Source organism: Achromobacter sp. NFACC18-2 (assembly GCF_900108985.1).
Lineage (GTDB): Bacteria > Pseudomonadota > Gammaproteobacteria > Burkholderiales > Burkholderiaceae_B > Achromobacter.
Genome location: NZ_FNYM01000004.1, coordinates 147,750 through 161,228, shown reverse-complemented (window position 1 = coordinate 161,228; position 13,479 = coordinate 147,750). Strand labels below are relative to the sequence as shown.

5 protein-coding genes and 1 pseudogene are annotated in these 13,479 nt (G+C 66.6%); all 6 read right to left on the bottom strand.

The window, feature by feature from the left end; genetic code table 11:
• Positions 1–248 precede the first annotated feature (248 nt).
• The 6 genes and pseudogenes from BMW75_RS07745 to BMW75_RS07720 all read right to left on the bottom strand — a co-directional run bounded on the left by BMW75_RS07745 (position 249) and on the right by BMW75_RS07720 (position 13,464).
• Positions 249–1,241, bottom strand: a complete 993-nt coding sequence (locus BMW75_RS07745) for a glycosyltransferase family protein (protein WP_092578307.1) — start codon at positions 1,239–1,241, stop codon at positions 249–251.
• Positions 1,242–1,363: 122 nt separating this feature from the next.
• A pseudogene (locus tag BMW75_RS07740) lies at positions 1,364–2,116 on the bottom strand (efflux RND transporter permease subunit); the annotation flags it as partial.
• A 128-nt stretch (positions 2,117–2,244) separates the two neighbouring features.
• A complete protein-coding gene (locus tag BMW75_RS07735) occupies positions 2,245–4,071 on the bottom strand; it encodes a gluzincin family metallopeptidase (protein WP_139208503.1) in 1,827 nt (608 codons plus the stop codon).
• Between the two features lie 8 nt (positions 4,072–4,079).
• Positions 4,080–7,037 carry a caspase family protein gene (locus tag BMW75_RS07730; protein ID WP_092578303.1) on the bottom strand — a complete coding sequence of 986 codons (2,958 nt, stop codon included), beginning with the start codon at positions 7,035–7,037 and terminating at the stop codon, positions 4,080–4,082.
• A gap of 281 nt (positions 7,038–7,318) precedes the next feature.
• The gene (locus tag BMW75_RS07725) at positions 7,319–10,387 is read right to left on the bottom strand and encodes an efflux RND transporter permease subunit (protein WP_092578301.1); all 3,069 of its coding nucleotides are present in this window, start codon (positions 10,385–10,387) and stop codon (positions 7,319–7,321) included.
• The gene (locus BMW75_RS07720) at positions 10,384–13,464 is read right to left on the bottom strand and encodes a multidrug efflux RND transporter permease subunit (RefSeq protein WP_092578298.1); all 3,081 of its coding nucleotides are present in this window, start codon (positions 13,462–13,464) and stop codon (positions 10,384–10,386) included. The genes BMW75_RS07725 and BMW75_RS07720 overlap by 4 nt, the downstream gene beginning before the upstream one ends.
• Between the last annotated feature and the right edge of the window lie 15 nt (positions 13,465–13,479).

Below are 13,479 nucleotides of genomic sequence, written 5' to 3'. Positions count from 1 at the left end.
CCCGATGTTGCCGCGCGGCATGGATGCCGGATTGCCTGGCGCGGGCGCCAAGGCGGCGCCTGTGCCGGCGGGGGAGCGGCCGGTGCGCGCCGGCCACGCGCGGGATCCGGGGATCCGCGAGCGGCCGGGGCGAACGGGCTTGCGTCCGCATGCCAATCGATTCTATTGAGCTTTTTCCGCCGGTGCCAGCAAAACGTTTTTTGGCCAGGCGGCCCGCCGGATCGGGCCATCGCCGGCGGGCGTGCCGGTCAGCGCCGGCCGAAGAGTTTGCGCAGTCGCCAGCCAGGAGACGAGACGTGGGGCGGCTGCAGCAACGGGGGCGCGCCGTAGCGCGTGGCCAGGACGTCGAGATCGCTCTGCGCGGGCGGGGCGTCCTGCAGCAGTTGGCGCGCCACGTTCACCATGGCGGCTTTCAGTTCCTCGACGTTCAGGGTCCGCACTTGCCAGTCGATGGATGAGAACTCGGCGGGCGTATACACCGGAAGCAGCCGGTCGATCGCCGTAAACCGGTCGTCCCGGTCGCGCCGCGCCAGCACGACCGGAATGCCCATGGCGATGCAGGGACTGGCAACGTGCAGCAGCGGCGTCACGACGATGGACGCCTCGTTCTTGTAGATGTCCAGATAGGACTGCGCCAAATCGTCCATCTTGGCGACCGACGCGTCGCTCAGCGGGATCTCGCTGACTGGCTCGCGCTGGTAGATGAGGCGCGCGCGTTCCAGGATGGGTTTGGGAATGTTCTCCAGCAGCTTTTGCTGCAGCACGCCGGATCCCGCCCCGAACGCAATGACCGGCTTGCCGCCTTCCACGGCATGTTCGCGCCGGTCGAGGGTGAGCGTCGCGCAGCCCGTCACGAAGGCCGCGATGCGATGCTTGTCGAACAGGCGTTTGGTGGCGTTGTCCCGGCAGCCGATGGGCTGGTGCTTGCGAAACAGCGCCTTGTTGTCGGCGACGACCGATTCGCTTTCGGCGTTGAAGCCGAAGAAAACAGGCTCGATCTGGGGGGACAGGGGGAAGCAGCCCTCGTGGAAACAGCCGTTCATGATGAGCTTGACCGGCGCGCCATCGTAGTTGCGCAGGGAATCGCGATCGATGCCGACCATGTTGGCGTCGTCGACGCCCAGGCGTTTGAGCAAGCGTCGCACGGCGATGGACTGGATGCTGTCGCCGACGTTGGCGGTGCGGCGCTTCGGGTTGGCGCCGTATCTGAATTCGAGGTAGCCGATTTTCTGCGTGGTCATAGGTTCTGCGTGGGTGGAGTCCGGACGGTGACCGGTCATCGGTGATCACGTCCGCCACAAATTGTAAATTATTGAGATGCGCGTCCTGGGCGGCGGTTCCGCGCCCGTCGCGCCGGCGCCCGTCAGCGCGGCGCTCGCCGCCGCCACGCCGACCCGAATCGCAGGCGCAGCCGCTCCAACGCCAGATACACAATCGGCGTCGTGTACAAGGTCAGGAACTGGCTGATCATCAACCCGCCCACGATGGCGACGCCGAGCGGGCGGCGCAGTTCAGAGCCTTCGCCCATGCCCAGCACCAGCGGCAAGGCGCCGAGCAGGCCGGCCAGGTTGGTCATGACGATGGGCCGCAGGCGCAGCAGGGCGGCGCGGTGGATGGCCTGTTCGGGGGTCCGGTTTTCGCGGCGCTCCAGACTGAGGGCGAAGTCGATCATCAGGATGGCGTTTTTCATGACGATGCCGACCAGCACAGCCAGGATCAGCCAAGGCTGGTCCTGCAGGCTTTGCTGGAAATTGCGGGCATCGCCGCCCAGCCGGGTCTGGATGTGCGAGGGCACCATCAGTTTCGCCATGGCGGCGTCGATGGCGGCCAGCCCCTGTTCCAGCGACACGCCCGGGGCCAACGAAAAGCCCACCCACACGGCCGCGAAGAGGCCGTCGTGGTAGACGCGGTCGTTGACCAGCCCGTTGTCGTAGGTGGCGAAGGCGGTCAGCGGGACGCGGCTGCCGTCCGCCGCCACCACATGCACCTGCTCCAGGACTTCGGGGTCTTCGGTGTAGCGCGGGTCCAGCTCCAGCACGACGCGGTACTGGTTCATGGCGTCGTACAGGGTGGCGACCTGCTGCTGGCTGAACGAGTTGCTCAGCACGCTGAGAACGCGTCCGCGCCGACCACCTGCGATTGCGGATAGGCGCCGCTGCGGGCAATGCCAAGCTGCGCGCGTGCACGAGCCTCGTCCGGAAGGATGGTCGCGTGCAAGACGAAGGTGCACATGGGTGCTGGGGACTAGTCCTGGCGGTGCAAGGACAGAAGTAGATCGCGTTGCCGCAGATAGGCGTTCTCTTCGACGCGCCACGTAGGCTGTGCCGCCGGACTGGCCAGCCAAGCCCGCCGGTCCTGGACGGCATTGGGACTGACCACGCTTTTCAGGATTGAATAGCGGATCGTGCCGTCCGTCCCGAGAATAACGGTCGCGCCTCCATGAAACTCGAAGCCGGGCTGTCCGGGCCGGGGAGCCACCTGGCGCGCCTGCGTGATCTCGACGACCACGTCCGTGGCCACCTGTCCTTGGGGGGCGACGCGTCGGGCGGGGCGGATTGATTGCACGCAGGGCGCGTCAACGTGATCGCCGTCCAATCGCGGGTCCCCCGGCAGGGCGAGTCCAAATTCCTGAAGACGGTCAGGCTGCGTGACGTACGTTCCCAGAACATGCGCCAGGGTCAGCAGCTCCTCGACCTGCTTGGCCGTGTCCGTGTCGTCGGACAGACGAAGCGCCGCGATATCCATGTCTTCGATCTTCGGCATGGCGATGCGCGGAGGTCGCCAGAGGAGGGCGTCTTCGGACAGGCTAGAGGCCGAGCTCGGATAGATGCGGCGCCTGCGGAATGCGTCTATCAGGGCGCCGCGATAGTCCCACGGATCGTCGGGGACCAGATCGTAGTCGGCAGTGATCAAGGCGCGTAGGTAGTCTCCAAAGGTGAGGCCGGACGGGGGACAGTAGTCGACGGCCCGGACGCAGATGGTCAGGAACTGGCGCGCCAGCTTGCTGGCGGCGCCGGCAAGCAGCACCAGCAGATCGTAAGGCAGTTCGCCCGGCGGCAGCACACCAGTTCCCTTGGTGGCCAATCTCATCAGCCGCTCGGTCCTGCGCCGGTATACCTGCGTATAGGCCTCGAACACCGCACTGAGGAGCACGGATCCCAGCGCATGAGGGCCCAAGCTCCCATCGTATTGCAGGGGTTTGGTCGGATCTTGTTCGATGGCAAGCCGAAGCGGGCCGTTGCGCCCCGTCGCGTAGCCAAACTGCGTGGCCAGGTGCGTCAGCAACTCGGACTTTTCCGGTGCCCCACGAAACTGGCGCAGTGCCTGGGTGACCACCTCGGTATGACGAAACCGCTGGAAGATCGCGACGAGATCGGCGAATCCCTCATGAAAGCCCAACACGTCGGAAGTGGTGGGCTCCATGAAGTGCGCACGCAGCCCGTCCAGCAGGGCATGCGTGGCTTCATGCACCACGATGTCGTGCGATAGGCAGGTAAACACATAGCCTCCAGGAAGCGACCGGTTGTCGAGCGGCGCGTCCTCGGCGCGAAAGTAGCCGAACCTCAGTTCTCCCTGGCTCGGCTCGCTACAGTAGTACGCGTTGCGGTCATCGCCATAGTGAGGTCTCAAGCGAAGTTTTGCCGCGGCGTCCGCGGAGCCGAAGCCCCAGGTCGGGTTCCGGCCCAATGCGTCCTTGAAGCTGCGGTAGGTCGTGCTGCACACGGCGTAGACCATCTGCTGATGGAAACGCGGGTCCGACATGGACGGCGGGTAGCCATCGGCCAATAGGACGGCCGGAGCGTCCAGATTGGCGCTTCGATACGTTTCGCCTTGTCCGGGATCGTTGCAATCCACTTCAAACAGCGCGCCCACGGGTCCCGGCGCCAAGGGTTCGTAGTCCACCTGGACGGTCGTAATTGCGCCATCCAGTTTTGGAAGCGAAGGATCTGCTGCATAGATCCGCAGCCGCCGATGCAAGGGGTCGTCCTTCGTCCGGGTGTAGGGGATGGGGGGGCGGCGCATCAACGCCGCCGCAATCTGGTAGTGTCCGTTCGACATTGAAGACGGCATGGCTGTCCTCAGTGTTGCGCGAGGACGTGGATCGCCCGGGACATCAGTTGGATGGCTTCCATCGAGGGGACGCCCTGGACGGTCGTGTCCAATTCCCGAATTTGCCGTATGGGCCCGGCTTGCACCGCGTCGGCCAAGGGTTGCAACAGCAAATGCGTTTCAATGCCCCGCGGACAATCGAGGCGGGGATTTTGCCGGGAGTTCGGCCCGAACGATTTCTCCAGCCGGGCCTGGAATTGCGCGTGATTCATGCCCGCGACACTCTCCTGCAGAATCTGCAGCGCCCTACGCGTGAATTCGCCGTTGCCATTGCTTTCGAGCGCTTGCTGGTCATCCCGGCAGGCGGAGAATTTCGTGTGGTTCATGGGGGATTGTTCCCCGCGCCCGTTCAATGCACGGGGGGCTCGCAATGCCGCACGAAACCGTCGATTTGCCGTCCGCAACTCGTCGGTCGCCTTTGCATACCGCGCACGCGTGCCCGGTGGGAGTCGTCCTCCGGGGCCCACGGCGAACCGCGTGACGGTCCCGCTATGGCAGGAATCGATGAACAGCGTCATGTTGACGCCTTGCGGCAGGTCTGCCAGCAAGCGGGCGATGTCATCGTCCAGGAACAGGGCGCCGGTGCGGAAATCGAACGGGCACAGGGCTTCATCGAATCCGTCGTCTTCGTCTCGGTCCCAGTCATCGACCTGGGTGCCATGACCGGAGTAATGAAAGACGAGCACGTCGCCAGGCCGGGAATTGCCGATGAGCCGCCTGAGGGAATGTTCTATCGCGGCGCGGCTCGCGCCGCCGTCCAGCAACAGCGCGGTTTCGAACCCCAGGTTGCCGAGAGCCTGGCCCCAAAGCTGAGCATCGTTGACGCATCCAGCCAGCTGATCGTCCGGGTCGGGGTAGGCATCAATTCCCACACAGAGCGCCACCCGGCGGCCGCCGGTCGATGAAACGGCCTTCGGTGGGCTGAGAGCGGGTGTCCAGGAATCGTTGTAGGTCACCATCTCTGTGGTATGGGTTTGCTTTTGTGGCCCAGAAGGAAGCAGGATGTCGGGCCAGTCGATCTCGTCCAGCCAGGACCATTCGGCCGTGGACGGCCCGCGCGCGGCGGGGAAGTCGACGATGGGATCGATATCGTTCTTGGACAGCACGCGCCGCAGCAGGCTGTTCATCGTCGCCCCATCGTTGTCGAAATCGCCGTGGGCGGTGGCGCGGCTGGCGTAGCGGCCCGTGCTGTCCGGACTGGGCGACCAGATGATTCTGGCGGCGTCGTTTGTGGTGGTGCCCAGGCCGAACAGCCGCCTGAGGTCTGGGTCATCCCGCAAGCTGTCCTCCAGGCCTAAAAGCGGCGCATCGAAGCGCTCTTCAAGCGCGTGATGAATCAGATAGAGCAGGGATTTGCCGTAGATGCGGGCGCAATGATCCTTGCGCTCGTACTCGCGCGTCATCGTGAAGACCGCGAGGTCTTCGACGGCGTGCTGGCTGCCGTTCCCAATGAGGGGAAGCAGGCGTTCCTTGAATACGTCGACGGCGAGGGCCGGGGCCAGGAACTGCAGCGATTTGAATCGGGAAGCGCCAAGTTGGCGCGCAGTGGGTACGAAGTGCGCATGAAAGATGGAACCCGCGCTGTGCCCGACGGCATGCAGTTCGAATTTGCCCGGATGGTCGTCGCACAAGGCCCCGAGCTTTTTCGCGACATAGTGCGCGCCGCCGCCCGTCGGATTCGCGTTCGTGGGAGGGTCAACTGACCGCTGCGCGTTGGTTTTCATCGCGCCCCATATATTGATGCCGCCCAGGCGCCGCGCGATCTGTTCCAGCACGGGGTCGGTGAGGTCTCTCGGATCCAGACCGCGCGTGGACGGCCGCTGTTGCAGCAATTGCGCAATCGAGTGAAAAAGGCCGGTCTCCCAGACGAAGTGGATGGGATAGACGCCATTGCTTATCCACCACGGAATCTGCAGGGCAGCGATCTTGAGACCGGTTGACTCGGAAACCAGGCCGCCATGGGAAAAAAACAGGATCTTGACGGGCTGTCCACCGGCTTCCCGCAGGGCGCGTGGCAGGTGGTCGCCGAATATCGCGTCGACGTCCTCGGGCGTGGTGGTCATCATCCCGTTGTGGGAAAACCGCCCGGCGGTCAGGTTGACCACGTGGGGGCGCAGCCGGGCCAGATCGGCGCTGGACAGGCTGTCGCGCGGGCGTACGGGGCTTTCGAACGCAGACGTGTGTCCGTTGGCGGCTCCGTCAGTTCGCGCCCCGTATGTCGGGTAGCCGCCGTAATGCCCATGTGCCCCATTGCCGTCGTGCGGCTCGGCGTCTGCGGATTCGGTAAGTCCCATGTCGGATCGATGCAGGGACTGAATGGCTTCCTCCACGATGAATCCCGATTCAGTCGGAAACGGCCGAATCGCGCGTCCTTGGGGCGAAGGCCCCTCGTCCTTCGCGTGGCGCAGGCGATAGTCGGCGAGGTCGGCGAGGAGCTGCGGGTAGCGGATGGCACCGCCAGGACAAGACTTCGAGGACATCATGTTGTGAAAGCGCAGCGCCCGGTCGGGCAGGTTGAAATGGCGCAGCACGGCGTCGATCACGCCCAGGGTGGTCTCCTTCTGCGGTCCATCGAAGAGATCGACGCCGGCATCGAAGTCGCCGATCATCTCGAACATGAACGGTCCCTGGTTGCGGGTGCCATTGTGACCGGCTGCGCTCGCTGGCGGGGTGTTCCAATTCCTGCCGAGCCAGATGAACCCTTCCGGGTCGATGGTTACGTGCTGGGCGATGTCGGCCCATCCGTTGGTCTGGGTATGGTGGCGCCACATCCCCACGATCGTCTCGTGGCCTCGAAAATCCTGTCTGCGGGGGCGCCATGTGTGGTGCATGTGCACCTCATCGATGGCGCGCGTGAAGGCAAACTGCTTGATGATCTGTTGGAATTGCGCCAGCGAGACACGTTTGAAAGTGGGAGTGGCCATCATGGAACTCCAGATATCGAGCCTGCATTGGGGGAACGACTGCGCGTATCGTCATGTCTATGGCTGTGCCGGCGCCATGCTTGGAGGACAACGATGGCTAGACAACGGTGTCGAATGCCGCGACTATCGTTTTTGAGGCGCTGATGGAATAAGCCGGATTCCCGTGATCCCACGCAATGTCGTTCTTTTAAATCCCGCGCGAGCGGTGCGACATACCAAAATATGAGTATGGAGCCTCGTTGGCCACGATCGACGTTCCGATCGCAGGCCGCCTGGATGGCAGGCTAGGTACGCAAGCTGGCGCGCGCGCGAAGGCGCAACCGCAGTCTTTCCAACGCCAGATACACAATCGGCGTCGTATACAAGGTCAGGAACTGGCTGATCATCAACCCGCCCACGATGGCGACGCCCAGCGGACGCCGCAGTTCAGAGCCTTCGCCCATGCCCAGCACCAGCGGCAAGGCGCCGAGCAGGCCGGCCAGGTTGGTCATGACGATGGGCCGCAGGCGCAGCAGGGCGGCGCGGTGGATGGCCTGTTCGGGGGTCAGGTTTTCGCGGCGCTCCAGACTGAGGGCGAAGTCGATCATCAGGATGGCGTTTTTCATGACGATGCCGACCAGCAGGAACAGGCCCAGCAGCGCGATCAGGGTGAATTCGATGCCCGCCAGCCGCAACGCCAGCAGGGCGCCCACGCCCGCGGAGGGCAGCGTGGACAGGATGGTCAGCGGATGCAGGGGGCTTTCGTACAGGATGCCCAGCACCAGATAGATGGCGACCAGCACAGCCAGGATCAGCCAGGGCTGGTCCTGCAGGCTTTGCTGTAAATTGCGGGCATCGCCGCCCAGCCGGGTCTGGATGTGCGAGGGCACCATCAGTTTCGCCATGGCGGCGTCGATGGCGGCCAGCCCCTGTTCCAGCGACACGCCCGGGGCCAACGAAAAGCCCACCCACACGGCCGCGAAGAGGCCGTCGTGGTAGACGCGGTCGTTGACCAGCCCGTTGTCGTAGGTGGCAAAGGCGGTCAGCGGGACGCGGCTGCCGTCCGCCGCCACCACATGCACCTGCTCCAGGACTTCGGGGTCTTCGGTGTAGCGCGGGTCCAGCTCCAGCACGACGCGGTACTGGTTCATGGCGTCGTACAGGGTGGCGACCTGGCGCTGGCTGAATGAATTGCTCAGCACGCTGCTGACGGTCTCCATGTCCACCCCCAGCCGCTGCGCGGCGCTGCGGTCGATGTCGATAACGACCTGCTGCGTGGCGCCGTCGCCCTGGGCGTCCACGTCGCGCAGTTCGGGGATGTCCTGCATGGCGCGCGAGATCTTGCGCGACCATTCGCGCAAAGCCGGCACGTCGCTGGCCATGATGGCCAGTTCGTGGTCGCCGGAATTGCCGAGGCCGCCGGGCATGCGCAGGTCCTGGTCCACGTTCAGGAAGAACATTCCGCCCGGCACCGCGGGGGTGTTCATGCGCATCCAGTTGATGACCTCGGTGGAGGTCTCCCGACGTTCGGACGCGGGCTTCAGGCGGATCAGGAAGAGCGAATTGCTGATGCCCAGGCCGCCGCCGTTGTAGCCGATGACGTCCTGCACCGCCGGGTGCCTGAGCACCAGTTGCCGGTATTGGTCGATCTTGGGCTGCATGACCTGGAACGAAAAGCCGTCGTCGCCGCGCACGAAGCCCATGAGCTGGCCGGTGTCCTGGACGGGCAGAAAGCCCTTGGGGGCCTGCACGTACAGATAGACATTCAGGCCGACGACGCCGGCCAGGATCAGCAGCGTCAGCCGGGCATGGCCCAGCACGCGCGCCAGCGACGTCCCGTACCAGTGGTGCACGCGGGCAAAGGCCGCCTGCAGGCGCGATGGCCGCGGCGCGACGTGGCCCGCGGGGCGCAGCCAGCGCGCGCACAGCGCCGGGATGATGGCCACCGACACCACCAGCGAAATCACGGTGGCGGCCACCAGCGTGATGGAGAACTCGCGGAACAGCCGCTCCACCAGCCCGCCCATGAAGAGGATGGACACGAAGACCACGCTCAGCGCCACCGTCATGGCGACCAGGGTGAAGCCCACTTCGCGCACGCCGCGCAGCGCGGCCTTGACCGGGGTGAGCCCGCGTTCGAGGTGGCGCGAGATGTTCTCCAGCACGACGATGGCGTCGTCCACCACCAGCCCCGCCGCGACGATCAGCGCCATCAGCGACAGGTTGTTCAGCGAAAAGCCCCACGCGAACATGACGGCAAACGTGGCGATGAGGCACACGGGAATCGCCACGCTGGGAATCGCGGCCGCGCGGGCGTTGCCCAGGAACAGCCACACCACCAGGATCACCAGCCCGGCGGCCAGCGCCAAGGTGATGTGGGCTTCGCGCAGCGTGGCCTTGATACCCGGCGAACGGTCCAGCGCCACGGTCAGGTCCACGTCGGCGGGCATCAGCTGGCGCAGGCCCGGCAGCGCCTGGTTGATGGCCTCGATGGTTTCGATGATGTTCGAACCCGGCTGGCGGCTGATCGTCAGCACCACCGCCGGATTGCCGTTGTGGAAACCGCTGCTGTAGCGGTTTTCGACCGAGTCGCTGACGCGCGCCACCTGCGACAGCCGGATCACGGCGCCGTTCTGGTAGCGCACGATCAGGCTGTCGTAGTCGCGCGCGCGGCGCGGCTGCTCGGGCGTGCCGACTTCCCAGCGCCGCGCGGCCGAATCGAGCTGGCCTTGCGGGCCCATGGGCGCGGCGTCCGAAATCGCCTCCCGCACGTCGTCCAGCGCCACGCCGTAGTGGGCCAGCGCATTGGGATTGACCTGCACCCGCACCGCGGGCAGCGAGCTGCCGCCCAGGGTCACTTCGCCCACGCCGCCGATCTGCGAAATCTTCTGCGCCAGCACCGTCGACCCCAGGTCGTAGAGCTGGCCGGCGGGCCGGGTGGCGGAGCTGATCGCCAGCGCCATGATGGGCGCCTGCGACGGGTTGACCTTGCGGTAAGTGGGATTGCCGGGCATGCCCGCGGGCAGTTCGGCCCGCGCGGCGTTGATCGCGGCCTGCACGTCGCGCGCGGCTTCGTCGATGTTCCGGTCCAGCTCGAACTGAAGCTGCACGCGGGTCGATCCCTGGTTGCTGGACGAACTCATGGAACTGACGCCCGCGATGCTGCCCAGCGCCCGCTCCAGCGGCGCGGCCACCGTGCTGGCCATGCTCTCGGGGCTGGCGCCCGGCAGGTCGGCCCGCACCTCGATGGTCGGAAAATCCACCTGGGGCAGCGGCGCCACCGGCAGCAGCCGCCAGGCGACGGCGCCAAGCAGGGTCAGCGCCAGCGCCAGGAAAATGCAGGCGACCGGCCGGTGCAGCAGCGCCCGGATCATGGGGCGGGGCCTTCGGCGCCGGGCGCGGGCGTGGCCTGGGCGCGCCGATGGCCCAGGCGGTGGAAGAAGAGGTAGACGGCGGGCGTGGTGAACAGCGTCAGGACCTGGCTGACCAGCAGGCCGCCAACCATGACCCAGCCCAGCGGCTGGCGCAGTTCGGCGCCGGAACCCGTCGCCAGCATCAGCGGCAGCGCGCCGAACAGGGCCGCCAGCGTCGTCATCAGGATGGGCCGCAGCCGCAGCAGCGCGGCCTCGCGGATCGCGTCCTGGGGCGCGAGCCCGCGCGTGCGCTCGGCCTCCAGCGCAAAGTCCACCATCATGATGCCGTTCTTCTTGACCAGTCCGATCAGGAGGATGATGCCGATGACGGCGATCAGGTCCAGCGGCCGGCCCGTGATCAGCAGGGCCAGCAGCGCGCCCACGGTGGCCGAGGGCAGGGTGGACAGAATGGTGACCGGATGGATCGCGCTTTCATACAGCATGCCCAGCACCAGGTACATGGTCACCACCGCCGCCAGCATCAGCCACAGCGTGTTGGACAGCGACGCCTGGAAGGCGGACGCCGCGCCCTGCAGGCGCAGCTCCACGCTTTCGGGCATGCCGATCTCTTGCCGGGCCGCCTCGATGGCGGCGATGGTCTGGCCCAGCGAGCCGCCGGGCGGCAGGTTGAACGACAGGTTCACCGCCGGGAACTGGGACAGGTGATTGACCGCCAGCGGCGCGGCGCGCTCGCTCACGGTGGCCAGGGCGGACAGCGGAATGGCCTGCCCGTTTTCCGTCTGCAGATGGATGCGTTCCAGCGCCTCGGGGCTGGTCGCCATCGACCGGTCCACTTCCAGCACCACGCGGTACTGGTTGGACTGGGTGAACAGCGTGGCGACCTGGCGCTGGCCGAAGGCGTTGTAGAGCGCCTGCGCCACGTCGTCCATCGTGACGCCCAGGCGCGCGGCGGCGTCGCGCGAGACCTCCAGATACGCCTGTCGCCCTCCGCCCTGCAGGTCGGACGACACATCGGCCAGCTCGGGCGCCTGGGCCAGCCGCTGCATCAGCGCGGCGGTCCAGCGCGACAGCAGCGCGCTGTCGGGCGAGGTCAGGCTGAACTGGTATTGGCCGCGGCTGACGCGGTCTTCGATGTTGAGTTCCTGCACGGGTTGCAGATAGAGCGAAATGCCCTGCACCTCGCGGGCGCGCGCGTCCAGCCGCGCCATGATGTCGGCCAGCGGCGCGCTGCGTTCGTGCCAGGGCTTGAGGTTGATGAGCAGCCGCCCCGTGCTCAGCGTGGCGTTCATGCCGTCGATGCCGATGAAGGACGACAGGGTGGCGACGTCCGGATCGGCCAGCAGGCGCTGCGCCACCGCCTGCTGGCGGCGCGACATGGCGTCGAACGACGTGCTTTGCGCCGACTGGGTCACGCCCTGCAGCACGCCGCCGTCCTGCACCGGGAAGAAGCCCTTGGGCACCGCCAGGTACAGCAGGCCGGTGAGCGCCACGGTTGCCAGCATCGCCAGCAGGGTCAGCCGCTGGTGGCGCAGCGTCACGTCCAGCCAGCCGGCATAGCGCGCCTGCAGGCGGTCCAGCAGCCCGGGCCGCGCGGGGGCGTGCGCGGGCAGCAGCCGCGCGCACATCATGGGCGTCAAGGTCAGCGACACCGCCAGCGAGATCAGGATGGCGACGGCCAGGGTGATGGCGAACTCGCGGAACAGCCGGCCCACCACGTCTTCCATGAAGAGCAGCGGAATCAGCACCGCGATCAGCGACAGGGTCAGGGACACCAGCGTAAAGCCGATCTGCCCCGCGCCCTTGAGCGCGGCGGCCATGGGGCTGTGGCCTTGTTCGCGGTAGCGCGCGATGTTCTCCAGCATGACGATGGCGTCGTCCACGACGAAGCCCGCGCCGATCGTCAGCGCCATCAGCGTGAGGTTGTTGGTGGAAAAGCCGGCCAGGTACATGAAGCCGAAGGTGCCGATCAGGGAGAGCGGCACGGCCAGGCTGGGGATCAGGGTGGCGGGCAGGTTGCGCAGGAACAGGAACGTCACCAGCACCACCAGGCCCACGGCGAAGGCCAGCTCCCACTGCACCCCGCGCACCGACGCGCGGATGCTGTCGGTGCGGTCGGTCAGGATGCGGACCTGCACGGCCGCGGGCAGGCTGGCGGTCAGTTGCGGCAGCAGCGCCTTGACCTGGTCCGCCACCGCGATGACGTTGGCGCCGGGCTGGCGCTGGATGTTCACCAGCACGGCGGGCTGGCTGTCGACCCAGGCGGCCAGGTAGCGGTCCTCGGCCCCGTCCTCGACCGTGGCGATCTGGCCCAGGCGAACCGGGGCGCCGTTCTTCCAGGCGACGATCAGCTCGCGGTATTCCTCGGCGCTCTGGAGCTGGTCGTTGGCGTCCATGATGACGGACCGCACCGGACCGTCGAAGCTGCCCTTGGGCTGGTTGGAGTTGGCCTTGGCGATGGCCTCCTGCACGTCTGACAACTGCAGCCCGCGCGCGGCCAGCGCCATGGGATTGACCTGCACACGCACGGCCGGGCGCTGTCCGCCGGCCAGGCTGACCATGCCCACGCCCGAAAGCTGCGACAGCCGCTGGGTCATGCGCGTGTCGACCAGGTCGTAGACCTTGGGCAGGGGCAGGGAATCGGACGTGACCGCCAGCGTCAGGATCGGCACGTCCGCCGGGTTGACCTTGCGGTAGACGGGCGGCGTGGGCAGGTCGTTCGGCAGCAGCGAATCGCTGGCGCTGATGGCGGCCTGCACCTCCTGTTCCGCCACGCCCAGCGGCACGTCCAGGGCGAACTGCAGCGTGATGACCGAGATGCCGCTGCCGCTGGTGGACGACATCTGCTTGAGGCCCGGGATCTGCCCGAAGCGGCGCTCCAGCGGCGCCGTGACGGCGCGCGCGGTCACGTTGGGACTGGCGCCCGGATACGGCGTGGTCACCTGGATGATGGGGTAGTCGACCTGCGGCAGCGCGGCCACGGGCAGCATGCGCAGGGCCAACAGGCCCGACAGCAGCAGGGCGATCATCAGGAAGGACGTGGCGACCGGGCGCAGGATGAAGGGGCGCGACAGGCTCATGCGGGATTCCTTTTG

Coding starts and splice junctions, on each gene's coding strand:
- BMW75_RS07720 (WP_092578298.1), bottom strand. CDS start 13,464: ATGAGCCTGTCGCGCCCCTTCATCCTGCGCCCGGTCGCCACGTCCTTC.
- BMW75_RS07730 (WP_092578303.1), bottom strand. CDS start 7,037: ATGATGGCCACTCCCACTTTCAAACGTGTCTCGCTGGCGCAATTCCAA.
- BMW75_RS07725 (WP_092578301.1), bottom strand. CDS start 10,387: ATGATCCGGGCGCTGCTGCACCGGCCGGTCGCCTGCATTTTCCTGGCG.
- BMW75_RS07735 (WP_139208503.1), bottom strand. CDS start 4,071: ATGCCGTCTTCAATGTCGAACGGACACTACCAGATTGCGGCGGCGTTG.
- BMW75_RS07745 (WP_092578307.1), bottom strand. CDS start 1,241: ATGACCACGCAGAAAATCGGCTACCTCGAATTCAGATACGGCGCCAAC.